The 26,958-nt window shown below is 61.8% G+C and carries 1 protein-coding gene (cut by a window edge); it reads left to right on the top strand.

The window, feature by feature from the left end; all coding sequences use genetic code 11:
* A protein-coding gene (gene syrE / locus PI739_RS19290; RefSeq protein WP_271352103.1) for a syringomycin E biosynthesis non-ribosomal peptide synthetase SyrE crosses the window boundary here: on the top strand, nucleotides 1-26,958 show its 3' portion. It extends 1,413 nt beyond the left edge of the window; the window shows 26,958 of its 28,371 coding nt (coding positions 1,414-28,371); its start codon lies off the left edge, out of view; its stop codon occupies nucleotides 26,956-26,958.

The following is a 26,958-nucleotide window of genomic DNA, read 5'->3' as shown; positions in this document are numbered from 1 at the left end:
ATCCTGATTCACCAACTGATCGAACAACAGGCCGCCCAGCGTCCGGATGCCTGCGCCGTGCGCAGCGACAGCGGGCCGTTGCTCACTTACGCCGAACTCAACCAACAGGCCAACCAGCTCGCCCATCGCCTGATCGAACTGGGCGTGGAACCGGATACGCGGGTTGCGGTAAGCCTGCGTCGCGGTCCGGAAATGGTCGTGGCGCTGTTGGGTATTCTCAAGGCCGGTGGCGCCTATGTACCGATTGATCCTGACCTGCCGAGCGCGCGTCAGGCCTATATGCTTGAGGACAGCTCGCCAAGGGCGGTGCTGACCACTCTGGACCTGAGCGAAAACCTGCCGGCCATGACGCTGCCTGTACTGATTCTGGATGACCACCAGGACAGCGCCCGGCTTGCCTCAAAACCGATCAACAACCCGGATGCCGAAGCTCTGGGTCTTCAGCCGAATCATCTGGCCTATGTGCTGTACACCTCAGGTTCCACTGGCACGCCCAAAGGCGTGATGAACGAACACCTGGGTGTGGTCAACCGCCTGCTCTGGGCGCGCGACGCCTATCACGTGGACAGCAACGATCGGGTACTGCAAAAGACCCCGTTCGGCTTCGACGTGTCGGTCTGGGAATTTTTCCTGCCGCTGCTGGCCGGTGCCGAACTGGTCATGGCGCGTCCCGGTGGCCATCAGGACCCCGACTATCTGGCGCAGGTCATGAGTGACGCGGGCATTACCCTGCTGCACTTCGTGCCCTCGATGCTCGATGTGTTTCTTGAGCACCGCTCAACCCGCGACTTCCCGCAACTGCGCCGCGTGCTGTGCAGCGGCGAGGCTTTACCTCGCGCGTTGCAGCGCCGCTTCGAGCAACAGCTCAAGGGTGTTGAACTGCACAACCTGTATGGCCCGACCGAAGCGGCCATCGACGTTACTGCCTGGGAATGCCGCCCGACGGATCCGGGCGAAAGCGTGCCTATTGGCCGTCCGATTGCCAATATTCAAATGCACGTGTTGGGTGCGTCAGGCCAGTTGCAACCACTGGGCGTGGCCGGTGAGCTGCACATTGGCGGCATCGGCGTGGCCAGGGGTTACCTGAACCAGCCAGAATTGAGTGCCGAGCGTTTCGTCGCTGACCCGTTTTCCAGCGACCCGCAGGCCCGCCTATACAAAACCGGCGACGTGGGCCGCTGGCTGACCAATGGCGCGCTGGAATACCTGGGCCGTAATGACTTCCAGGTGAAGATCCGCGGCTTGCGTATCGAGATCGGCGAAATCGAGGCCGCTCTGGCTTTGTGCACCGGTGTGCGTGAAGTGGTAGTGGTTGCCCGCGCAGACGACCCGGCACAACCTGACAGCAAGCGTCTGGTGGCCTACCTGTGTGGCGAACCGGTCCCCGCCGAAAACCTGCGCAAAGAGTTGCTTGAACACCTGCCCGAATACATGGTTCCCAGCGCTTTTGTGCAGCTGGACAGCCTGCCCTTGACGCCCAACGGCAAGCTGGATCGCAAGGCACTGCCTGCTCCGGATGCGCAATCGCTGATCAGCCGTGGTTACGAAGCGCCGCAAGGCGAAGTGGAAACGCTGCTGGCGTCGATCTGGGCCGACGTGCTCAAGGTTGAACAGGTGGGTCGTCATGATCACTTCTTCGAGCTGGGCGGCCACTCGCTGCTGGCGGTGAAATTGATCCAGCAAATGCGCGATGTCGGTCTGAGCGCCGATGTGCATGTGCTGTTCGGCCAGCCGACCGTGGCGGCGCTTGCCGCAGCAATCGATGGCGGCACGGACGTCGTGGTGCCGGCCAACCTGATTCCCGAACATTGCGAACACATCACCCCTGATTTGCTGCCGCTGATCAGCCTCACTCAGGCGCAGATCGACCGCGTGGCGAAGGACGTGCCCGGCGGTGCTGCCAATGTGCAGGACATCTACCCGCTGGCACCGTTGCAGGCGGGGATTCTTTACCACCATATCAGTGCCGAACAGGGCGACCCCTATACCCTGAAAGCACTGTTTGGCGTGTCAGACCGGGCGCGGCTGGACGCTTTCAGCGGCGCTTTGCAAGGCGTGATAAACCGCCACGATATCCTGCGCACCGCAGTGCTGTGGGAAGATCTTGATGAACCGGTGCAAGTGGTGCTGCGCCAGGCTGAACTGCAAGTCACCGAGTTGTTCCTCGACCCTGCAGACGGCCCGGTTGACGAGCAATTGCACCAGCGCTTCGACCCTCGGCATTACCGCCTTGATGTGCGTAACGCGCCATTGATGCGCATTGTCTATAGCCATGACCCGGTCAACGACCGCTGGCTGGCGATGCTGCTGTCCCATCACCTGGTCAGCGACGCCACTTCCCTGTCCGTGGTCCTGCATGAAATTCAGGCGCACCTGCTCGGTCAGGGCGATGCGTTGGCTGAGACGGTGCCGTATCGCAACTATGTCGCCCAGGCTCGCCTGGGGGGCCGTGATGCTCAGCACCAAGCGTTCTTCCGCGAGATGCTCGGCGACATCGTCGAGCCGACCCTGCCATTCGGTGTGCAGGATGTGCAGGACGGCGGCCGTGACCTCAAAGAGGCCAGCGTGCCCCTGGCCGCCGAGCTGAGCCTGCGTTTGCGGGCTCAGGCTCGACAGGCAGGCGTCAGCGTCGCGAGCCTGATGCACCTGGCCTGGGCGCGGGTGCTGGGCAATGTCTCGGCCTGTGAAAAAGTGGTGTTCGGCACGGTACTGCTGGGCCGTATGCAGGCCGGCGACGGTGCCGACCGTGCGTTGGGCATGTTTATCAATACCTTGCCGCTGCGCGTCGATATCGACGCGACGACAGTGGCCGAGGGATTGAAGGCGACCCACGAGCGGCTGACATCCTTGCTGGGGCATGAGCATGCTCCGCTGGTGCTCGCCCAGCGTTGCAGCGGCGTGGCCGCACCGACGCCGCTATTCAGTGCATTGCTCAACTACCGGCACAGTGTCGTGGGCGATGTTTCGGCACAAGCTGCCGCCGCCTGGGAAGGGATCGAGTCTTTCGGCACCGAAGACAATACCAACTACCCGTTGACCCTGAACGTCGATGACCTGGGCGATGCTTTCACGCTCACTATTCAGGCCGTCCAGCAAATCAATGCCCAGCGCATCGGCGAGTACATGCAGGTTGCACTGCACAGCCTGGTGGAAGCGCTGGAACACACCCCGCATGCCGCGTTGAACAGCCTGCCGATACTGCCGGATGACGAGCGCGAGCTGTTGCTGGCGGGCTTCAATAATACCGCTCACCCTTATCCACGCGATGTGTTGATTCACCAACTGATCGAACACCAGGTCAACCAGCGTCCGGATGCCTGCGCCGTACGCGGCGACAGCGGACCGCTGCTCACCTACGCCGAACTCAACCAACAGGCCAACCAGCTCGCCCATCGCCTGATCGAACTGGGCGTGGAGCCGGATACGCGAGTTGCGGTCAGCCTGCGTCGCGGACCGGAAATGGTCGTGGCGCTGTTGGGTATTCTCAAGGCCGGTGGCGCCTACGTGCCGATCGATCCGGACCTGCCGAGCGCGCGTCAGGCCTATATGCTTGAGGACAGCTCGCCGCAGGCAGTGCTGACCACTCAGGATCTGCACGACAACCTGCCTGCCCTGGACCTTCCGGTGCTGGTGCTCGATAACCGCGATGACCTCGCGCAAATGGCTAAGCAGCCGAGCGTTAATCCGGATGCCAAGGCCCTGGGTTTGCAGCCAAACCACCTGGCCTACGTGCTGTACACCTCCGGTTCCACCGGCACGCCCAAAGGCGTGATGAACGAGCACCTTGGAGTCGTTAACCGCCTGCTCTGGGCACGTGACGCCTATCAAGTGGACAGCAATGATCGCGTGCTGCAAAAGACCCCGTTCGGCTTCGACGTGTCGGTCTGGGAATTTTTCCTGCCGCTGCTGGCCGGTGCCGAACTGGTCATGGCGCGTCCCGGTGGCCATCAAGACCCTGACTATCTGGCACAGGTCATGAGTGACGCGGGCATCACCCTGCTGCACTTTGTGCCCTCGATGCTCGATGTATTTCTGGAGCACCGTTCAACCCGCGACTTCCCGCAACTGCGCCGCGTACTGTGCAGCGGCGAGGCCTTGCCTCGTGCATTGCAGCGCCGCTTCGAGCAACACATCAAGGGCGTTGAACTGCACAACCTCTATGGCCCGACCGAAGCGGCCATCGACGTTACTGCCTGGGAATGCCGCTCGACGGATCCGGGCGAAAGCGTGCCTATTGGCCGTCCGATTGCCAACATTCAGATGCACGTGCTGGATGCCTTGGGCCAGCTGCAACCACTGGGCGTGGCCGGTGAACTGCACATTGGCGGCATCGGCGTAGCGCGGGGTTACCTTAACCAGCCGCAGCTGAGTGCCGAGCGTTTCATCGCTGACCCGTTTTCCAACGATCCGCAGGCCCGCCTGTACAAAACCGGCGACGTGGGTCGCTGGCTGGCCAATGGCGCGCTGGAATACCTGGGCCGTAATGACTTCCAGGTGAAGATTCGCGGTTTGCGTATCGAGATCGGCGAAATCGAGGCGGCGCTGGCCAAACACCCGGCGGTTCATGAAGCGGTGGTCACGGCTCGTGAAGATGTGCCGGGCGATAAACGTCTGGTGGCTTATTACACCCTGATCGCAGAGCGTGATTCGGTAGACATCGAAAACTTGCGCGACTGGCTGCAGGAACAACTGCCGGCTTATATGATCCCGATGGCCTATGTGCTGCTCGAGTCAATGCCATTGACGCCGAACGGCAAGCTGGACCGCAAAGCCTTGCCAGCCCCACAAGCCGATGCACTGATCAGCCGTGCCTATGAAGCCCCGCAAGGCGAAACCGAAACGCAGATCGCGGCTATCTGGCAAGACCTGCTGGGCATCGAGCAGGTAAGCCGTCACGACCATTTCTTCGAACTGGGTGGCCACTCACTGCTGGCCGTCTCGCTGATCGACCGTCTGCGCAAGCAGGGCCTGAATCTCAGCGTAAACACTGTATTCACTGCGCCCAGCGTGCGTGAAATGGCTCTGGCTATCAGCCAGGACAAACAACCCCTGTTCCAGGCACCGGCCAATCGCATTCCTGCCCACTGCACGCAATTAACGCCAGACATGTTGTCGCTGGTGGAACTGAGCGTTGATGAGATTGAACTGATTACCTCCGCCGTTCCGGGTGGAGCCGCCAATATCCAGGACGTCTATCCGCTTGCACCGCTTCAGGAAGGCATCCTGTTTCATTACCTGCTGAATCATGAACGCGACGCCTACCTTGTGCGCTCGACGATCGAGTTCGACAGCCGTGCACGTCTTGACGCCTTTCTTGAGAGCCTGCAAACGGTTATCGACCGCCATGATGTCCTGCGCAGTTCGGTGCATTGGACCGGCCTGCCGCAAGCGGTGCAAGTGGTGCACCGCCAGGCGCAATTGCCGGTACATACGCTCACCCTGACGCCCAATGAAGATGTATTCAGCCAGATGGATCGTCTAAGTGATCCCAGTCGTCTGCGTCTGGACCTGCGCCAGGCACCGCTACTGCTCGCCTACATTGCTGGCGATCCAAACTCGGATCGTTGGCTACTGGCGCTGATTGATCACCATATGATCAGCGACCACGTCACCCTGGAACTCATACTCGAAGAAATTCGCCTGCTGATGCGCGGCCACAGCGCAGACCTGCTGCCACCGCAGCCTTACCGGGAGTTTGTCGCACAGACCCTCGCCAGCCCTTCAAGTGCCCACGAAGCCTACTTCACCCGCCGCCTGGCTGATGTTGATTCACCCACCGCTCCGTTCGAACTGCTGGAAGTTCAGGGTGACGGTAATGACGTCGAAGAGGCCGAACTGGCATTGAGCATTGACCTCTGCGCACGTATCCGGACTCAGGCCCGGGAGCGCGGCATGTCCCCGGCGGTGCTGTTCCATGTCGCCTGGGCCCAGGTGCTGGCCCGTTGTACCGGTCGCGATGATGTGGTGTTCGGCACTGCGGTCACCGGCCGCCTGCAAGGTACGATAGGCGCCGAGCGAGCCATGGGCATGTTCATGAACACCCTGCCGGTTCGCGTGCAACTGGCCACGCAAGGCGCCCACGAACTGGTCATGGCCACCCACCGTGATCTCAGCGAGTTACTGAGCCACGAGCAGGCATCATTGGCCCTGGCTCAGCGTTGCAGTAGCGTGGCCGCGGGAGTGCCGTTGTTCTCCAGCCTGCTCAACTACCGGCACCAGAGTGAGGACAGCCAGTTGCAATGGCCGGGCCTGCGCCTGCTCGACAGCTCCGAGCGCACCAATTACCCGTTATGCCTGTCAGTCAATGATTACGGCAGTGACCTCAGCCTGATGATACACGGCGTTCAGCCCGCGGATCCGCAACGTCTTGGCGCCATGATGCAGTGTGCGCTGGAGCAATTGACCGACGCACTGGCGCACACACCACAGATGGACGTTACGCAGCTGGATGTGCTGCCCGCCGCCGAGCGCAACCTGCTGCTGGAGACCTTCAACCAGACCCGCCAGGACTACCCGACGGACCTGTGCATTCAGCACCTGTTTGAGGCACAGGTACGCACGCAACCTGACGCCATCGCCGTGGCTTCCAAGGGTCAGCGCCTGAGCTATGACGAATTGAACCGTCAGGCCAACCGCCTGGCTCATCACCTGATCGGCCTGGGTATCGGCCCGGATGACCGGGTAGCGATCTGCGTCGAGCGCGGTGTGGAAATGATGGTCGGCCTGCTCGGTGTGCTCAAGGCCGGTGCTGCTTATGTACCTCTTGACCCGGCCTACCCGGCTGAGCGCCTGGCCTACATGATCGAAGACAGTACGCCGTCGGCGTTGCTGACACAGAGCCACTTGCAGGAGTATCTGCCGACTCTGACCTTGCCACTGGTATTGCTCGACGACGATCAGCACAGCACGTTTACCGAGCGTGACGACAACCCGGTGGTTGAAGCCCTCGACGTGCGCAATCTGGCCTATGTGATCTACACCTCGGGCTCCACCGGTAATCCGAAGGGCGTGATGATCGAGCATCGCGGCCTGGTCAACTACAGCGTCGATGCGGCGCGGCTGTTTGACTTGTCCCCCACCGACACCGTGCTGCAGCAGAACACCCTGAATTTCGACCTGTCGGTGGAGGAAATCTTCCCGGCCTTGCTGGCGGGTGCCACTCTGGCCCCGAGCCGCGAGATCTTCGGCAGCGAAGGCACTGAAGATTACGGCATTCATCCGACTGTCCTGCACCTCACCGCCGCGCACTGGCACACGCTGGTGGCCGAGTGGCACAAGCAACCGCAGGTGGCGGCTCAGCGCCTGCAACAGGTGCGTCTGATCAACGTTACTGGCGATGCGCTATCAGCACAGAAGCTCAAGCTCTGGGACGAGATGCGCCCGGCGCACACTCGCCTGATCAATACCTATGGCCCTACCGAAGCGACAGTGTCCTGCACCGCCGCTTATGTCAGCCATGACGCCGTGGCTGGCAGCGAAGGCAGCGGCAACGCGACCATCGGCAAGCCGATGGCCAACACCCGCATCTACCTGCTTGATGCCCGTCAACAACCGGTTCCGTATGGCGTGGCCGGTGAGATTTTCGTCGGTGGCGACGGCGTGGCCCGCGGTTACCTGAACCTTGCAGAGGTCAACGCCGAACGCTTCCTGGCGGATCCGTTCAGCAGCAGCCCTGATGCCAGGATGTACAAAACCGGAGACCTGGCACGTTACATGGCTGAAGGCCGTATTGAATACCTGGGCCGTAATGACTTCCAGGTCAAAGTACGCGGTTTCCGTATCGAACTGGGCGAAATCGAAGCCCGCCTGGGCAATTGCACCGGGGTCAAGGAAGCGGTGGTGGTCGCCCGGGAAGATAATCCGGGAGACAAACGCCTGGTGGCCTATGTGGTTGGCCAGCCGCAAAGCCAGCTTACAGCCGCTGAACTGCGTGCCGAACTGGCGCCGCAACTGGCCGAGTACATGCTGCCGAGCGCATTCATGATCCTCGACGCCTTGCCGTTGACGCCGAACCGCAAGCTCGACCGCAAGGCCTTGCCAGCCCCGGACGCTGATGCACTGATCAGCCGTGGCTATGAAGCCCCACAAGGCGAAACCGAAGAGCGGATCGTGGCTATCTGGCAAGACCTGCTGGGCATCGAGCAGGTCGGGCGTCACGACCATTTCTTCGAACTGGGTGGCCACTCACTGCTGGCCGTCTCGCTGATCGAACGTCTGCGCAAGCAGGGCCTGAATCTCAACGTAAAGACTGTATTCACTGCCCCCAGCGTGCGTGAAATGGCCCTGGCTATCAGCCAGGACAAACAAGCCCTGTTCCAGGCACCGGCCAACCGTATTCCGGCCCACTGCACGCAATTAACGCCGGACATGTTGTCGCTGGTAGAACTGAGCGTCGATCAGATTGAACTGATCACCTCGGCCGTTCCCGGCGGAGCCGCCAATATCCAGGACATCTACCCGCTGGCACCGCTTCAGGAAGGCATCCTGTTCCATCACCTGCTGAATCTTGAGCGCGACGCCTACCTGATGCGCTCGATGATCGAGTTCGACAGCCGCGCGCGTCTTGACGCCTTTCTTGGGGGCCTGCAAACGGTTATCGACCGCCATGATGTCCTGCGCACTTCGGTGCATTGGCTCGGCCTGCCGCAAGCGGTGCAAGTGGTGCATCGCCAGGCGCAATTCCCGGTACATACCCTCACCCTGACACCGGATGAAGACGCACTCAGCCAGGTGGATCGTCTCACTGATCCCAATCGTCTGAGCCTGGACCTGCGACAGGCCCCGCTGCTGCTCGCCTACATTGCTGGTGACCCCAACTCGGATCGTTGGCTACTGGCGCTGCTTGATCACCACATGGTCAGCGACCACGTCACTCTGGAGCTCATACTCGAAGAAATTCGCCTGCTGATGCAAGGCCAGGGCGCAGACCTGCTGCCACCGCAGCCTTACCGGGATTTTGTCGCGCAGACCCTCGCCAGCCCTTCAAGTGCCCACGAAGCCTACTTCACCCGCCGCTTGGCTGATGTTGATTCACCCACCGTTCCGTTCGACCTGCTGGAAGTTCAGGGCAACGGCAATGACGTCGAAGAGGCCGAACTGGCATTGAGCAGTGACCTCTGCGCACGTATCCGGACTCAGGCCCGGGAACGCGGTATGTCCCCGGCGGTGCTGTTCCATGTCGCCTGGGCCCAGGTGCTGGCCCGTTGTACCGGTCGCGATGATGTGGTCTTCGGCACCGTGGTCACCGGCCGCCTGCAAGGTACGGTCGGCGCCGAGCGGGCCATGGGCATGTTCATGAACACCCTGCCGGTTCGCGTGCAACTGGCCACGCAAGGCATCCACGAGCTGGTCATGGACACCCACCGTGATCTCAGCGAATTACTGAGCCACGAGCAGGCGTCATTGGCTCTGGCCCAACGTTGCAGTAGTGTGGCCACGGCGCTGCCGTTGTTCTCCAGCCTGCTCAACTATCGGCACCAGGGCCAGGACAGTCAGTTGCAATGGCCGGGCCTGCGCCTGCTCGACAGCTCCGAGCGCACCAACTACCCGTTGTGCCTGTCGGTCGACGACTACGGCAATGACCTTAGCCTGATGATACACAGCGTGCAGCCCGCGGATCCGCAACGCCTGGGCGCCATGATGCAGTGCGCGCTGGAGCAATTGACCGATGCGCTGGCGCACACACCGCAGATCGCCGTTACGCAGCTGGATGTGTTGCCCGCCGTCGAGCGCAACCTGCTGCTGGAGACCCTCAACCAGACCCGCCAGGACTACCCGGCGGACCTGTGCATTCAGCACCTGTTTGAGGCACAGGTACGCACGCAGCCTGACGCCATCGCCGTGGCTTTCCACGGGCAGCGCCTGAGCTATGCCGACCTGAATCGTCAGGCCAACCGTCTGGCTCATCATCTGATCGGCCTGGGCATTAGTCCGGATGACCGGGTGGCGATCTGCGTCGAACGCGGTGTGGAAATGGTGGTCGGTCTGCTCGGTGTGCTCAAGGCCGGTGCTGCTTATATGCCACTGGACCCGGCGTATCCGGTCGAGCGTCTTGCTTACATGATCAATGACAGCCAGCCAGCGGCGCTGCTCACTCAGCGCGGCGTGCAGGAGCGTTTGCCCACACTGTCGATGCCGCTGGTATTGCTCGATGCCGATCATTGCCAGGACCTCACCGAGTGTGATGACAACCCGGTGGTACCGACCCTCGGCGTGCGCAACCTGGCGTATGTGATCTACACCTCGGGCTCCACGGGCAATCCGAAGGGCGTGATGATCGAACATCGCGGCCTGGTCAACTACAGCGTCGATGCGGCGCGGCTGTTTGACTTGTCCCCCACCGACACCGTGCTGCAGCAGAACACCCTGAATTTCGACCTGTCTGTGGAGGAAATCTTCCCGGCCTTGCTGGCGGGTGCCACTCTGGCCCCGAGCCGCGAGATCTTCGGTAGCGAAGGGACTGAAGATTACGGCATTCATCCGACTGTCCTGCACCTCACTGCCGCGCACTGGCATACGCTGGTGGCCGAATGGCACAAGCAACCGCAGGTGGCGGCTCAGCGCCTGCAACAGGTGCGTTTGATCAACGTCACTGGCGATGCGCTATCAGCACAGAAGCTCAAGCTCTGGGACGAGATGCGCCCGGCGCACACTCGCCTGGTCAACACCTACGGCCCTACCGAAGCGACAGTGTCCTGCACCGCCGCGTATGTCAGCCATGACGCCGTGGCTGGCAGCGAAGGCAGTGGCAACGCGACCATCGGCAAACCGATGGCCAACACGCGCATTTACCTGCTCGACGATCATCAGCAGCCAGTGCCCTATGGCGTGGCCGGTGAGATTTTCATCGGTGGCGACGGCGTGGCACGCGGTTACCTGAACCTTGAAGCGGTCAACGCCGAGCGCTTTCTCGCTGATCCGTTCAGCAACAGCCCTGATGCCCGGATGTACAAGACCGGCGACCTGGCGCGCTACATGGCCGACGGCCGTATCGAATACCTGGGCCGTAATGACTTCCAGGTCAAGGTGCGCGGTTTCCGTATCGAACTGGGCGAAATCGAAGCCCGTCTGGGTACTTGCAAAGGGGTCAAGGAAGCGGTGGTGGTCGCTCGGGAAGATAACCCGGGAGATAAACGCCTGGTGGCCTATGTGGTTGCCCAGCCGCAAAGCCAGCTTACAACCGCTGAACTGCGTGCCGAACTGGCACCGCAACTGGCCGAGTACATGCTGCCGAGCGCATTCGTGATCCTCGACGCCTTGCCGTTGACGCCGAACCGCAAGCTGGATCGCAACGCCTTGCCAGCTCCGGAAGCCAATGCCTTTGCCAGCCGCGAACACGTGGAGCCGCAAGGTGAAACCGAGATTGCGCTGGCGCAGATCTGGCAAAACCTGCTCGATCTGGAACAAGTGGGCCGTCATGATCAGTTCTTTGAACTGGGTGGCCACTCCTTGCTGGCGATGCGTCTGATTTCCCAGGTGCGCCATCAATTGGGCGTCGAACTGGGTCTGGCCGCCCTGTTCGCCCACCCCGAACTGAGTACCCTGGCCGTAGCCATCGCTCAGGCCGGGCGCAGCAACTTGCCGGACATCGTGCCGGTGGCACGCGATCAGGCGTGGCCATTGTCATTCGGCCAGCAACGTCTGTGGTTCCTCGCTCAGATGGAAGGCGCCAGCGCGGCCTACCACATACCTGCCGGTCTGAGCCTGCATGGCGAACTGGACCTCAAGGCAATGCAACGGGCGCTGGAGCGCCTGGTTGCACGCCACGAAGGCTTACGCACCACATTCATTCAGGGTGATGACGGACAGCCGGTACAACGCATCAGCCCGGCTGATGCCGCTTTCAACCTGCAACTGCACGACCTGCAAGGGCTGGCGGATGCCGAGGAACAACTTCAGGCGCTGGCCAGCGAAGAGTCGCTGCAAAGCTTCGACCTGCAACAGGGCCCGATGATTCGTGGCCGCCTGATTCGCATGGCCGAGGACCATCACGTCCTGTTGCTGACCATGCACCATATCGTGTCCGATGGGTGGTCGGTTGATGTGTTGACCCGCGAATTGTCTGCTCTCTATGCAGCATTCAGTCAGGGCCAGGACGACCCGCTGGCGCCACTGGAGCTGCAATACCTGGACTACGCCGTGTGGCAACGTCGCTGGCTGAGTGGCGATCTGCTGCAACAGCAAAGCGACTACTGGCAACAAACCCTTGCAGACGCTCCGGCGCTGTTGATGTTGCCCACCGATCGTGCGCGTCCGGCGTTGCAGGATTACGCCGGCGCAGCACTGCCTGTCATTTTCGACAAAGACCTTACCCATAGCCTCAAGGCGTTGAGCCAACGTCGCGACAGTACCCTGTTCATGACGGTCATGGCCGCTTGGGCCGGGCTGCTGGGACGCTTGGCGGGTCAGCAAGATGTGGTCATCGGTACGCCAGTGGCCAACCGCACACGCAGTGAAGTCGAAGGGCTGGTGGGCCTGTTCGTCAACACCCTGGCCATCCGCGTTGACCTCAGTGGCAAGCCTACCGCAGAGACTCTGCTGGCGCGGGTCAAACGGCAGACTCTCGATGCACAGGCGCATCAGGACTTGCCGTTCGAACAAGTCGTGGAAGCCATCAATCCGCTACGCAGCCTCTCCCACAGCCCGATTTTCCAGGCCATGTTGTCGTGGGAGAACAACGATGCGTCTGATCTGACGCTCGGCGACATGACGCTGAAAAGCGTCGAATTGGCCGCTGATACCGCTCAATTCGACCTGACGCTGGACATGGCCGAGGTGGATGAGCAACTGGTCGGCACGCTGGAGTACGCCACAGCGTTGTTCGACGAGAGCACCATGCGGCGGTATCTGGGCTACTTCCAGCGTGTGCTGGAGGCCATGGTCGCCGACGATCAACAGGTGCTGGAACACGTGACCTTGTTGGGGGGCGATGAACGTGAACATCTGCTGGCAGGCCTCAACGCAACAGAGGCGCCCTACCCGCAGGACTGCGCGATTCATCAGCTGTTTGAGGAAAGGGTTCAGGCGCAGCCCGACGCCATCGCCGTGGCCTGCGGGGCGCAGCGCTTGAGTTATGCGGAGTTGAACCGCCAGGCCAACGGTCTGGCGCATCATCTCATCAGCCTGGGCATCAGCCCGGATGATCGAGTGGCGATCTGCGTAGAACGCGGCGTGGAAATGATCATCGGCGTGCTCGGTGTACTCAAGGCTGGTGCCGCCTATGTACCACTGGACCCGGCCTACCCTGCTGAGCGTCTGGCCTACATGATCGAAGACAGTACGCCGTCGGCACTGCTGACCCAGCGTGGTGTGCAGGAGCGTCTGCCGACGCTTGACGTGCCGCTGGTGCTACTCGATGACGATCAACGCGATACCTTCTCCGAGCGTGACGACAACCCGGTTGTGGAAACCCTCGGCGGGCACAATCTGGCGTATGTCATCTACACCTCGGGCTCAACCGGCGTGCCGAAAGGCGTAATGGTCGAGCATCGCGGATTGCTCGCCGTCAGCGCGGCGTGGAAGCAATTGTATCCGTTACACGCGCCACTCAATCACTTGCAGATGGCCGGGTTTTCCTTCGATGTGTTCAGCGCCGACCTGATCCGCTCACTGGGTTTCGGCGGCACACTGGTGCTGTGCCCACGCGAGACCCTGATGGACCCGCCTGCGCTTTACCGCCTGCTGAGCGAGGGGTCGATCGGTTTTGCGGATTTCGTGCCGGCCGTGCTCAATGCGTTGCTGGCCTGGGTGGAAGAGACGGGTCGCGACCTGTCGTTCATGCGCACCGTGGTCTGTGGTTCGGATATCTGGACCGCGCACAGCGCCCGGCAACTGCGCAAGCTTTGTGGCGATCACGTGCAGATCGTCCAGGCTTACGGTGTCACTGAAGCCAGCATCGACAGCACCTGTTTCGAGTTCGAGGCAAGCAGCCAGGTCGACGGGGTCTTGCCGATTGGCCGTGCATTGGCCAACACACGGATTTATCTGCTCGATGAGCTTGGCCAGCCAGTTCCACCGGGCGTTGCGGGCGAGCTGTATATCGGCGGCGCAGGTATTGCACGCGGCTATCTGAACTTGCCGCAACTCACCGCCGAACGCTTCATGGACAGCCCCTTCGTGGCGGGCGAACGGCTTTACCGCAGCGGCGATATGGCGCGCTACCGGGCTGATGGCAATATTGAATTCCTCGGCCGCAACGACTCCCAGGCCAAGCTGCGTGGGCTGCGTCTGGAGCTGGGCGAAATCGAAGCACGTCTGGCCGAGGTCGCGGGTATACGCGAAAGCCTGGTCGTAATTCGCGAGGACAGCAGCGGCACGCCGAAACTGGTTGCGTATTTCGTGGAATATGCCACCCGCGAACCTGCCGGCCCTGCCCTTACCCCGCGCGCGCTTCGCCAGCACCTGCAACTCAACCTGCCGGAATACATGATCCCGGCAGCGTTCGTGCGCATGGACGCATTGCCGCTGAGTGCCAATGGCAAGCTGGATCGCAGAGCGTTGCCCGAACCGGACGCCGAAGCCTTCGATCAGCATGATTTCGAAGCAGCCGATGGCCCGCTGGAGACGGCAGTCGCCGCAATCTGGGCCGATGTGCTGGGCGTCGCGCAAGTCGGTCGGCATGATGACTTTTTCGCGCTCGGCGGTCATTCATTGCTGGTCATGCGTGTGCTGGCCCAGGTTCGTCAGCAATTGAATCTGGAGGTTTCACCGTCAGCGTTTTTCGCAGCGCCGGTTCTGCGGCAGTTCGCAGAGCGGCTGAGCAACACGCAGGGCAACGCTCGCCTGGCGATCACGCCTGTGCAACGTTCGGGTGCGCTACCGTTGTCGTTTGCCCAACAGCGCCTGTGGTTCCTCGCGCAACTGGAAGGTGGCAGCGCCGCTTACCATATTCCAGTTGGGTTACGTCTGCGCGGCAGCCTTGATCAGGCGTCGCTGCAACGCGCACTGGACCGTATCGTGGCCCGCCATGAGGCGCTGCGCACGACCTTTGTACAAGAGCAGGGACAGCCTGCGGAGCAGCGTATCTCTGCCACTGAAACAGGCTTCAGACTGCAACTGCAGGTACTGGCCGGGCAGACCGATGCCGAAGACAAGCTGCTCGCCATCGCTGCACAAGAGGCCAGCGAGCACTTCGACCTCGTCAATGGCCCGTTGGTGCGCGGGCGTCTGGTGCGCATGGCCGATGACGACCACGTGTTGCTGGTGACCATGCACCACATCGTCTCCGATGGCTGGTCAACCGGGGTGTTGAACCGCGAGCTGGGCGCGCTCTATGCAGCCTTCAGTGAGGGGGCGGAGGATCCGCTGCCGGCGTTGCCGGTGCAGTACGTCGACTACGCACTGTGGCAACGTGACTGGTTGAGTGGCGACGTGCTGCAACAACAGCGTCAGTACTGGCAGCAGGCACTGGCCGGTGCGCCAGCCTTGCTGACCCTGCCGACCGATCGGCCACGTCCGGCGCAACAGGACTACAGCGGGCAGACGCTGGAGCTGGTGCTGGATACGCAATTGACCCATGGCCTCAAGGCTTTGGGCCAACGATATGGCAGCAGCCTGTTCATGACCGTGATGGGTGCCTGGGCCGCGCTGTTGGGACGGCTGTCCGGTCAGGACGACGTGGTGATCGGTACGCCGGTTGCCAACCGAATGAGCGCCGAGGTGGAGAACCTGATCGGGTTCTTCGTCAACACCCTTGCTGTACGGATCGACCTCTCGGGGGCGCCAAGCGTCGAAGCGCTTATGCTGCAGGTCAAACAGCAGACCCTGGCTGCTCAGGCAAATCAGGACCTGCCGTTCGAACAAGTGGTTGAAGTGGTTCGACCACAACGCAGCCTGTCTCACAGCCCGATTTTTCAGGCGATGCTGTCATGGCGAGACAATGAGGACGACGCCCTGGTGCTCGGCGACATAAGCCTGCAAGGCGTTGCAGTGCCCGGTGATGCATCAAAATTCGACCTGGCGCTGGACATCGGTGAGGTAGACGGACAACTGATCGGCACGCTGGAGTACGCTACGGCGCTGTTCGACGAAAGCACCATGCGACGTTATCTGGGCTACTTCCAGCGTGTGCTGGAAGCCATGGTGGCCGACGATCGGCAAGTGCTGGAGCAGGTGCCGTTGCTCGACACGGCGGAGCGCGAGTACCTGCTGACGGATATCAATGCCACAGAGCGCGCCTACCCGCTCGGTCAGTTGATGCATCGCTTGTTCGAGGCCCATGCCGAAGCTGCACCGCAGGCAATTGCAGTCCGCCAGGGTGAGCAGACACTGACCTACGCCGAGCTCGACAGCCGCGCCAACGCCTTGGCTCAGCAACTTCGCCAGCACGGCGTGGTGTCTGGAACCCGGGTGGCGATCCTGCTGGATCGTTCGGTGGAGTTGCTGGTCAGCATGCTGGCCATTCTCAAGTGCGGTGCGGCGTATCTGGCGCTGGACCGCCTGGCCCCTGAAGAACGCCTGCGCTTCATGCTCGAGGACAGCGAAGCCATCATGCTGCTGAGCCGCAGCGACCTGACGGCACCTGAAATGACGCCAAGACTGGATCTGGACAGGCTGGATCTGTCAGCGCTGAGCCAAGGGCCAGTCGTGCTTGCAGATGACGTCGCAGGCGAGACCCCCGCGTGCATCATTTACACCTCTGGCTCCACCGGTCAGCCCAAGGGCGTGATCGTGACCCACAACGGCATTGTGCGTCTGGTTCAGGACAACGGTTACTACGACTTCTCGGCTGAAGACCGTGTGGCGTTTTCGTCCAACCCGGCATTTGACGCCAGTACTCCGGAAATCTGGGGTGCGTTGCTCAATGGTGGCCAGTCGGTGATTATCGAGCCCCATGTGCTGCTCGAGCCGGTGGCGTTCGCCGCCCTGCTGAAACGCCATGGTGTAACAGCCATGATCAGCTCGACCGCCCTCTTCAACCTGTATGCCGGGTTGATTCCAGAGGCCCTGGCAGGCTTGCGCATGATCATGTGTGGTGGCGAGCGCGCTGATCCGGCCTCGTTCCGTCGGGTCCGTGAACATTCCGCTCAGATACGCCTGTTCAACGGCTACGGCCCGACCGAGGGCACCACCTGTGCCACCAGCTACGAAATTTTCGAGGTACTGCCTGACACCCTGAGTCTGCCGATTGGCAAGCCCAATGCCAACGTGCGGGTCTATGTGCTTGATGCCCGGCGCGAACCGGTGCCGATGGGGGTGGTCGGCGAGATCTACATCGGTGGTACTGGCGTTGCACTCGGCTACCTGAACCGTCCCGAGCTGACCGCCGAACGCTTCAGTGACGACTCGTTCACTCGGCAGCCTGGCGCGAGACTCTATCGCACCGGCGATCTCGCGCGCTGGTTGCCGGACGGTAACCTTGAATACGTGGCGCGTAACGATGGGCAGGTCAAGGTCCGCGGCTTCCGCGTCGAGCTGGGCGAAATCGAAAGCGTCCTGCACTTGTGCGACGGCGTGCGCAACTCCGTGGTGGTGGCGCACGAAGCCAGCCCGGGTGACACCCGTCTGGTCGCCTATTACACCGTGCATGCGGGCGTTGAAGCACCTGACCCGGAGGATCTGCGTACGCAATTGAGTGGCGGTTTGGCGGAATACATGGTGCCGAGTGTGTTCATGCGTCTGGATACCTTGCCGCTGACACTCAATGGCAAGGTCGACCTGAAAGCACTGCCGGCACCGGACCTGAATGCCATGTCCGAGCGAATCTACGTTGCGCCGGAGAGCGCCACCGAACAGGCCCTCGCGGAGATATTCCAGGAATTGCTGAGCCTCGAACGTGTGGGTCGCCATGACGGCTTCTTCGAGCTTGGCGGCCACTCGCTGCTGGCTGCGCAACTGGTTTCCCGGGTGCGTCAGCAACTGAACGGCGACATGGCGCTGCGCCAGCTGTTCAGTCATCCGACCGTGGCCGAACTGGCGAAGGTGGTCGATGGCCTGCAAGCGGTCGATTCCGATAGCATCGAACTCATCGGGCGTAACGCGCCGCTGGCACTGTCCTTTTCCCAGCAGCGCCTGTGGTTTCTCGACAGGCTCGACCCTGGCGCCAGCAGCGCCTACCACATGCCGATGTCGCTGCTGCTGCGCGGCGAGCTTGATCACAGTGCGCTCAAGGCTGCGCTCGACCGTCTGGTCGCGCGTCATGAAAGCCTGCGCACTACGTTCGAGTTGCACGGCGAACAGCCGGTGCAGGTCATCGCAGCGGCGGATAGCGGTTTCGCCCTGGCAGAACAGGACTTGCGCTCGCAGCCTTATGAACAGGCCAGCCTCAGCGCTTCACGCATCGCCGACAGCGAGGCCGCTGCACCGTTTGACCTGCGCCAGGGCCCGCTGATTCGCGGGCATCTGCTGCGCCTGACCGATAACGAGCACATGCTGTTGATCACCCAGCACCACATCATCTCCGACGGCTGGTCGGTGGGTGTACTGGTCAACGAGTTCGCCGCCCTCTACCAGGCCTTCAGTCAGCATCGGCCTGACCCGTTACCTGCCCTGTCAATCCAGTACGCCGACTACGCCGCCTGGCAACGCCGCACCTTTACCGGCGAGCGCCTTGCCGAGCAGGCCGACTTCTGGCGTGAGCACCTGGGTGGTGCACCGACGCTGCTGTCGCTGCCTACTGATCGGCCACGTCCGGCGGTGCAAAGCTACCGCGGCGGCGCTGTGCCATTGACAATCGATGCAGCGCTTCATCAACGTCTGGAGCGCTTCTGCCAGACCCACAACGTCACCCTGTTCATGGGGCTGCTCAGCGCCTGGTCGGTCCTTATGGCGCGGCTAAGCAACGAGCGCGATGTGGTGATAGGCGTGCCGAGCGCCAACCGTGGCCGCACCGAAACCGAGAATCTGATCGGTTTCTTCGTCAACACCCTGGCGCTGCGCGTCGATCTGGCGCAGAACCCGAGCGTGGCGCAGCTGCTGGAACAGGTCCGCCAGACCACGCTGGCGGCCCATGAGCATCAGGACATTCCGTTCGAGCAAGTGATCGAAGCCTTGCAGCCGCCACGCTCGATGAGCCATAGCCCGCTGTGTCAGGTCGCCCTGTCGCTGGATAACACCAGCGTTGGTGGCGAGTTGAGCCTGCCGGGCCTTAGCCTGCATCCGATGTTGCAGGCCCATGAAACCGCGCAATTCGATCTGATGCTGATGCTGGGTAGCGAAAACGGCAGGCTGACCGGGATGATCGAATACGCCAGCGACCTGTTCGACCACGCGACCGTCGAGCGTTTTGCCGAGCATTTCCACACGCTACTGGAGGCGATGGTCGAGGATGTCGCGCAACCTGTGCTCAGCCTGCCGTTGCTCAGCCAGGCGCAGCGCCTGGCCTCGCCAGCGCTATTGCAGCCCAAGGCGGTATTCGCATCGGGTCTGATGGTGCATCAGCGCTTCGAACAGTTCGCCGCCGCCCACCCGCAGGACATCGCACTGGTCTTTGGCGGGCATGAGGTGAGTTACCAGGCGCTCAATCGCCGAGCCAACCGTCTGGCCCATGAACTGCTCGCCCAAGGCGTGCGCCCAGATGACCGGGTAGCGATCCTCGCAGAGCGAGGCACACAGATGGTCTGCGCGGTGCTGGCCGTGCTCAAGGCCGGTGCAGCCTATGTACCGCTGGATCCGACTTACCCCACCGAGCGTCTCGGCTACCTGCTGGCAGACAGTGCGCCGGTAGCGTTGCTGGCCCAGTCGGCCTGCCTCGACGTGCTGCCGGTACACAGCGTGCCGGTACTGACCCTCGGCGCGGACAACGACAGTGCCGATTTGGCAGATGAATCGCTGGACTGCAACCCTGAGCCTGCTGCTCTGGGTCTGTCTCGCGAGCACTTGGCTTATGTCATTTACACCTCAGGGTCTACAGGCCTGCCCAAAGGTGTACTGGTGGAGCACGGCAACGTTGCACGCCTGTTCGACGCCACCGCCAGGCAATTCAACTTCGGCCGTGAGGATGTCTGGACGCTGTTCCACTCCTTTGCCTTCGACTTCTCGGTCTGGGAAATCTGGGGCGCGCTGTGCTACGGCGGCAAACTGGTCATCGTCCCGAGTGAGGTGGCGCGTTCGCCGGATGACTTCTATGCGCTGGTCTGCGAGCAGCAGGTCACCGTTCTGAACCAGACGCCAAGCGCTTTCCGCCAGTTCATCCAGGCCCGCGAACGCAGCCCACAGGAGCATGCGCTGCGTGAAGTGGTATTCGGGGGTGAGGCTTTGGACTTCCGCAGCCTGCAGCCCTGGACCGCACGCACACCGCTGTCGCGTACCCGTCTGGTGAACATGTACGGGATCACGGAAATCACTGTGCATGCCACTTACTACCCGATCAGCCAGGCAGAAATCGACACAGCCATGCCAAGTCTGATCGGTCCGGCACTTGATGACCTGTGCCTGCGTATCCTCGACGACTATCAGCAGCCGGTGCCGGTGGGCGTCAATGGCGAGATTTACATCGGCGGTGCCGGTGTTGCCCGGCATTACCTGAACCGCACGGAACTGAATGCCGAACGTTTTATTGCCGACCCCTATGCGTTGCAAAGCGGCGCACGGCTCTATCGCACCGGCGACGTTGCGCACTACCGCAGCGACGGCGGCGTGGTCTACGTCGGCCGCAATGACTCGCAAATCAAGATTCGCGGCTTTCGTATCGAGTTGGGCGAGATCGAGGCGCAATTGCTCGCCTGCCCCGATGTCCGTGAAGCGATGGTCATCGTGCGTGAGGATCGCCCCGGCGACAAACGCCTGGTCGCCTACCTGATTGCCGAGGAAGGCGCCGCTCCCGAGTCAGCGCTCCTGCGCAACCAACTGGCCAGCGTGCTGGCCGAACACATGCTGCCCAGTGCCTTTGTGACCCTCGAAAGCTGGCCGTTGACCACCAACGGCAAGCTGGACCGTGCCGCCCTGCCCGCGCCGGACCAGTTCGCGACGGTGAGTCGTGACTACGAAGCACCGCTAGGCGCTATCGAAACGACCCTGGCCGCTGCCTGGCAGGAATTGCTCGGGGTCGAACGTGTCGGTCGCCAGGATCACTTCTTCGAACTGGGTGGTCACTCTTTCCTCGTGATTAACCTGATAGAGCGCTTGCGTCAGATCGGCTTGGTACTGGATGTGAGCACGGTGTTCTCGGCGCCAACCCTACAAGCCATGGCCGCGGTCCTGGCGGGCGGTACTGCGGCGGAACGGGTCGCCCCGGCGAACCTGATTCCCGTCGATTGCACGGCGTTGACCCCGGACATGCTGCCGTTGGTGAAACTGACCCGGCAGGAACTGGAGCATATCGTTGCCGATGTGCCAGGCGGCGTCGCCAATGTTCAGGATATCTACCCACTGTCGTCGTTGCAGGAAGGCATCCTGTTTCACCATCTGTTGCAGTCAGAAGGTGATGCCTACCTGATGCGCACCATAGCGACCTTCGACAGCCGTGCGTTGCTCGACAAGTTCCTCGGCGCGCTGCAAGTGGTCATCAACCGCCACGACATCATGCGCAGCTCCCTGCGCTGGCAAGGTCTGCCGCAACCGGTACAGGTGGTGCATCGCCAGGCAACGTTGCCAGTCATTGAACTCGACACCGCGCCGGGTGAAGACGCCTTGCAGATGCTGCGCGACCGCACCAATACCTACCATATGCGCCTGGACCTGCAACAGGCACCGCTGATAGCCGCGTATATCACGTACGATACCCGGCAGGAAAAGTGGCTGATGGCGTTGCTGGACCATCACCTCATCAGCGACAACGTCACCCTGCGCCTGATCATGGGCGAGATCCAGGCAGTGATGGACGGACGCGCCGACGCCCTGCCGCCATCCCAGCCGTACCGCAACTTCATCGCTCAGGCCGCGTGTGTCTCCCAGGCCGAACATGAAGCCTACTTCCGTCAACTGCTGGGGGATGTCGATACCACCACTGCGCCCTATGGCGTGCTCGATGTGCGTGGCGGCGATGCAACAATCCTGCGTTCGGTGCAGGATCTGAGCGACGATCTCAGCGCGCGGATCCACAGCACCGCTCGGGCCCAGGGCGTACCAACCTCGGTGCTGTTCCACGCCGCATGGGGCTTGGTGGTGGCCGCCACCAGCGGCCGCGACGACGGGATTTTCGGTACCGTGCTTTCGGGACGCTCCCAGGGCACATCCGGCGCCAACCATGCGCTGGGGATGTTCATCAATACCTTGCCGATGCGTATTCGCCTGCAACAAAACAGCGTGCGCGATATCGTTCAGGACGCCTACCAACAGCTCAGCGGCCTGCTGACCCACGAGCAGGCGCCTCTGGCCCTGGCGCAGCGCTGCAGTGCAGTGGATGCATCGCTGCCGATGTTCACCGTGATCCTCAACTGCCGTCACGGTGATCTGGTGAACACTGCCGGGGAAAACATCGAGGACATGGGCGAGGAGCAGGAAGGGGTTCATTTCCTGGGCTCCGAAACCCGTACCAACTACCCGATCGAAATTGCCGTAGCCAATGAGGCCAATGGCTTTTCGCTGACTGCGCAGTCTATAGATGGCATCGACCCGCACCGGATTGCCGCCTACCTCGGTCAGGCGGTCGCCGAGCTGGTCAATGCCCTCGAGCAGGATCCGCAACGTCTGGCAAGCAGCCTGGAAGTGGTCCCGGAGGACGAGCGGCAACGGCTGTTCAACGAATTCAACGACACCGCCAGTGAATTCGCTCCGGCAGTGCCGATCCATGCCTTGTTCGAACACCAGGTCCGCTGCAACCCCGAGGCTGTAGCGCTGGTCTACGAAGACCGCCAACTGAGCTATCGCCAGCTCAACCGCCGTGCGAACCACGTGGCCCGGCAGCTGCTGCAACTCGGTGTGCAGCCGGACGAGCGCGTGGCCATCTGCGCCGAACGCAGTCTGGACATGATTGTCGGCCTGCTGGGCGTGCTCAAGTCCGGCGCTGCTTACGTGCCGATCGATCCTGCCCACCCGGCTGACCGCATGGCCTTCATGTTGCAGGACAGCCAGCCGCGTGCGCTGCTGACCCAGAGCGCACTCAGTCTGCCGGCTGGCGACATACCGCCGATGTTGCTCGACAGCGCTGAATCGCTGCTGGCAGCGGACGATCAGGCGTTCGACGCCAATCCAGTGGTCGACGGCCTGACGGCGGAAAACCTGGCCTACGTGATCTATACGTCAGGCTCCACTGGCCAGTCAAAAGGTGTCATGGTCGAGCACCGCTCGGTGTTCAACTTCTGGAACGTGCTGACCCGCACCACTCATCAGCATTGTCCGACACCGGCCACCGTGGCGCTGAACGCCGGCTTCTTCTTCGACATGTCGATCAAAGGCATCTCGCAATTGTTCTCCGGCCACACGCTGGTGATCATCCCGCAACTCATTCGTGCCAACGGCAGCGAACTGCTGGACTTCCTCGAAGCCCATCAGGTTCATGCCTTCGACTCAACACCATCGCAGCTCGACACCCTGCTTTCCGCCGGTTTTCTGGAACGCAGCAGTTACCAGCCGGTCAGCGTGCTGTTGGGTGGCGAGGCGATCAACGCCAGCACCTGGGAAAAGCTGCGCAACTGCCAGACCATCCGCTTCTACAACATGTATGGCCCGACCGAATGCACAGTGGACGCGACCATTGACCTGATCCGCGACCTGGGTGAAAAACCAAGCATCGGCCGACCCATCGCCAACGTTCAGGTGCATGTTCTGGACGCGCGTGGCGAGCCCGCACCGCTGGGCGTCGCCGGGGAAATTCACATCGGCGGTAGCGGTGTGGCTCGTGGCTACCTCAACCGTGACGAGCTGAGTGCCGAACGTTTCATTGCTGACAGGTTCTCCAGTAACGCCAACGCCCGCCTTTACAAAACCGGCGATCTGGGTCGCTGGCTGGCGGACGGCACGCTGGAATACATGGGCCGTAACGACTTCCAAGTGAAGGTTCGCGGTTTCCGTATCGAGCTGGGTGAAATCGAAAACGTTCTGCTGGCCGTACCAGGCATCCGCGAGGCGGTGGTGATTGCCCGCAACGACAGCCAGGGTGATTCGGACAGCCAGCGCCTGGTCGCCTATGTCTGTGGTGAATCGGTTGCGGCCGAGCATTTGCGTAGCGAGCTGCTCAAGCATCTGCCGGAATACATGGTGCCCAGTGCCTTCGTCCATCTGGATGCCCTGCCGCTGACTTCAAACGGCAAGCTCGACCGCCGAGCGCTGCCGGCACCCGGTCAGGATGCGTTGGCCAGCAAGGCTTACGAGGCGCCGCAAGGCGAAACTGAAGAGGCCATCGCCGAAATATGGAAAGCCCTGCTGCATCTGGATCAGGTCGGCCGCAACGACGGCTTCCTTGAACTGGGCGGCCATTCATTGCTCGCTGTGCAATTGCTGTCGCGACTGCGACGCAAGCTCGGTACACGAATCACCTTGCGTGAACTGTTCGACGCACCGACCGTGCGTGGCCTGGCCTCATTGGTCAACGCCACGGCGCCAAGTGAAGCGCAATCAATTCCAAGGGCGGATCGCTCGGGCCGTCTACCACTGTCATTCTCCCAGCAACGCCTGTGGTTCCTCGATCATCTGGATCATGCTGCCGGTGCGGCCTATCACCTGCCGATGGCCTTGCGTCTGACAGGGGCGCTGGACACGGCTGCCTTGCAGGCGACGCTTGATCGTCTGGTTGCACGCCACGAAACCCTGCGCACGCGCTTTGAGTTGGTTGACGGTGAACCAGTGCAGAAGATCGCCCCGGCCGATACCTGCTTTCCTCTGTTGCAACAGGATCTGCGCGGACTTTCCAGTGAGGAGCGCACGGCGACCCTGGCCCGTCTGGGGCAGGAAAATGCTACGCAACTGTTCGACCTGACTCAGGGGCCTATGCTGCGCGGGCATCTGCTGAAGGTGGCGGATGCCGAGCATGTGCTGTTGATTACGTTGCATCACATCGTCTCCGACGGCTGGTCCAACAGTGTTCTGGCCCAGGAAGTGAGTGTGCTTTACAGCGCTTTCAGTCAAGGCCAAAAGGACCCGCTGCCAGCGCTGCCGCTTCAATACGTGGACTACGCCGCCTGGCAACGGAAATCCCTTGACGGTCCTGCGCTGCAAGCTCAGGTCGACTTCTGGCGTACGCATCTGGAAGGCGCGCCAAGCCTGCTGAACCTGCCACTGGACCGTCCGCGTCCGGCTATCCAGAGCTATACCGGCGGGATGATCGAGTATGTGTTCTCGCCAGCGCTGAGTGCCGACGTGCGCGCGTTCAGCCAGGCTCAGGGCAGCACACTGTTCATGGTTCTGCTGGCAGGCTGGTCGATGCTCATGAGTCACCTCAGCGAGCAGAATGATGTGGTGGTCGGTACGCCTGTCGCCAACCGTCAACGCCCGGAACTGGAGCCATTGATCGGCTTCTTCGCCAATACACTGGCATTGCGTGTGGCAACCTGCCGAGAGACCCGAGTGAGTGATGTACTCGGTCGGATCAAAGACATCACGCTGTCTGCCTACAGTCATCAGGATCTACCGTTCGAGCAAGTGGTAAGCGCCTTGCAGCCAACCCGCAGCATGAGCCACAGCCCGTTGTTCCAGGTGATGCTGAGCCTGGACAACACGCCCCCTTCGCTGTTGCAACTGCCCGGTCTGGAAATCGAGTCGCTGGACAGCGCTCATATCACCACTCAGTTTGACCTGTCTTTGTCACTCACCGATACCGGCGAAAGCCTGAGCGGCGGCCTGCAATACTCCAGCGACCTGTTCGACAAAACCACTGTGCAGGCCATCATGCAGTTGTTTGCCACAGTTCTGGAGAACATGGTGACTGACGCACAGCAGTCGATCGGTCAGGTGCTGGACAACACGCCGGCGCTGCCGCGCTCGGCGCATACCGCGACTATCACTGCGACGGCCGAAAGCGAACAGCCTGAAGACCTGCCGTACGAAGCGCCCGAAGGCGACACCGAGATCGCCCTCGCCAACCTCTGGAAGGAGTTGCTCAAGCTGGACAAGGTCAGTCGCCATGACGACTTCTTCAAGTTGGGTGGTATTTCGCTGATGGCGGTGCAGATGGCCTCGCGCCTGCGCAAGGTGCTCGGCAAACCGATCGCGGTCCGCGATCTGTTCATCGAACCGACCATTGCCGGTTTTGCCAGAACCCTGGACGGCCAGGCACGTCCCGGCAAGCACAGCAATCTGGTGCCTGTCCGTCGCACTGGCTCGCAAACCCCGTTGTTCCTGGTCCACCCGCTGGGCGGCGAAGTGCAATACGTGCGCGATCTGGCCGCGGCAATCGACCCACAGGTGCCGCTCTACGGCTTGGCCGCCAGCGGCCTGGCAGCTGGAGAGAAGCCGTTGTCTGACGTGCCGGCCATGGCCGCGCGTTACCTGGCAGCGATTCGCCAGGTACAACCAAAAGGGCCTTACCGGATCGGCGGCTGGTCTGCAGGTGGTCTTATTGCTTATGAAATGGCCCGCCAGCTGCAATCCAATGGTGAACAGCTGGAGTTCCTCGGCATCATCGACACCTCCGCGCGTCTTGAGCAGCAAACGCCTCAGGCATTGAGCGAAGGTCAATTCCTGATGAGCTGGCTACCCGAGCAGTTCGACCCCGAGGTGTTCCGGCAACTCACCGAGCTGGCCAGCACGGATGCCGTCGATGAAATGCTCGCACTGTGCATTGCACACCGCCTGCTTCCGGAGGAGCTGCCACAGGACGTCGATGCCACCTTGTTACGCAGCCATCTCGCGGTGGCCTATGCAACCAATAGGGCAATCGACGCCTATGTCAGCCCACCCGCTCCGCTCTCGGTGACGCTGTTTACGGCCAGCGGGCAGGAGCGCAACGATCCGCTGCTGGGGTGGAGTGAGTTGCTAGAGACCCCGGTGAGCATGACAGCGCTTCCCGGGACCCACGAGACCCTGGTCCGGGCGCCTCATGTCAGCGCACTGGGCCAGGCGATCTCCCGGGCGCTGAACAAGGAGCCGGCCCACAAGACCTTCAAAGCCGAGGTTTCACGTTCGATAACAGCGTCAGCTGAGTAG

Origin of the sequence: Pseudomonas cerasi (assembly GCF_027983475.1) — a bacterium.
In the GTDB taxonomy this organism is placed as follows: Bacteria; Pseudomonadota; Gammaproteobacteria; order Pseudomonadales; family Pseudomonadaceae; genus Aquipseudomonas; species Aquipseudomonas cerasi.
This window is presented reverse-complemented; position numbering and strand designations above follow the sequence as displayed.